Source organism: Nocardia sp. NPDC051911, from assembly GCF_040681035.1.
In the GTDB taxonomy this organism is placed as follows: domain Bacteria; phylum Actinomycetota; class Actinomycetes; order Mycobacteriales; family Mycobacteriaceae; genus Nocardia; species Nocardia sichangensis.
Window position 1 is genome coordinate 1 of the sequence record NZ_JBFAXY010000113.1, and the last position, 1,260, is coordinate 1,260.

General features: G+C 67.1%; 1 protein-coding gene and 1 pseudogene. Both read left to right on the forward strand.

Annotation, left to right across the window (positions count from 1 at the left end):
• The first annotated feature begins 329 nt into the window (after positions 1-329).
• Entirely contained in the window at positions 330-941 is a 612-nt protein-coding gene (locus AB0L97_RS38650; RefSeq protein WP_364440032.1) for an FAD/NAD(P)-binding oxidoreductase, read from the forward strand.
• Positions 823-1,170 (forward strand): annotated as a pseudogene (locus AB0L97_RS38655) (transposase); the annotation flags it as partial. The gene AB0L97_RS38650 and the pseudogene AB0L97_RS38655, both read left to right, overlap by 119 nt.
• Positions 1,171-1,260 lie beyond the last annotated feature (90 nt).

The window sequence follows — 1,260 nt, forward strand, 5'->3', positions numbered from 1 at the left end:
GGCCTGCCGGACGCAGGCATACCAGGCATGCCGGAGACGCCCTTCCTGAGCAGTCCGGCGACTCATAGCGTGCGGGCCATGAGTTCGCACCCCCCACTCTGCTGACGCACCTGCGCCACGTCGCACTGACCGTCCCGGACTTCGACCGGCAGCTAGACTTCTGACTTGTTAGATCACCGATCGACGTATTTGGGATCTGCAGTCTCGTAACGTCCAGGTGTCGATCGGCGCAGGCTCGCAAGCTTCTTGCCGGACGTCCCCGCCAGCCTGACGGCGAAGGCGGAAGCCGGCGCACGCTCTTGCCCGGTCGCAGCCATCAAGGTGGAGGCGTGACCCTCCGCCGTGTCGTGGTCGTTGGCGGCTCCATCGCCGCGCTCACGGTCGTGAGCACGCTGCGTGCCGAGGGGGACGACGGTGCGGTGACGGTGCTCAGCGACGAGGACCGGCCGGCCTACAGCAGGGTTCCGCTGTCGAAGGCCGTGTTGTGCGGCACTGAGACCGTCGACGACGCCTCGCTGGCCCCCCTCGGGGAGGCGGCCGACCTTCGGTTGCGGACCCCCGCTCGAGGCGTCGACCTGCGAGCACGCGTGGTCGAGACGGACGGCGGGCCGGTGCCCTTCGACGGCCTGGTCATAGCGAGCAGCGCACGCGCCCGTCGCATCGGCACACCGGACCAGATCGAACGCACGCTGCGCACCCACCACGACTGCCGACAACTGGCCACCGACCTGGTCTCCGCCTCCTCTGTCGTCATCGTCGGCGGGAGCTTCTTAGTACTGCAACGGCACTCGGTTTGGTTATCGTGCCTGCGTGGTGATGGATGTGGTTGCAGCGGAGTTGGATTCGTTGTTGGGGAGGATCGGTGGGCGGTTCACGAGGTCGGAGCCGCGGGGCAGGGCTCGGGATTATGTGGCTGGGTTGGTGGCGGGGTTGGAGCGTAAGAACGGGTGGACGTTGGCCGAGCGGGCCGGTGAGGTGAGCCCGGACGGGATGCAGCGGTTGCTGCGGCGGGCGGACTGGGATATCGATGGTGTCCGTGACGATGTGCGCGCGTATGTGGCCGAGCGGCTCGGTGACCGGGACGCGGTGCTGATCGCCGATGACACGGGGTTTCTGAGGAAGGGGCTGCGTTCGGCCGGGGTGCAGCGTCAGTACTCCGGCACGGCCGGGGCCTGTCCGTAAATTACTGTCGCAGTTGATCTGTGGGTGGTCGGTGGTTGTGAATGGGAGGCTGAGGTATGTGTCTCCCGCGGGAATGTG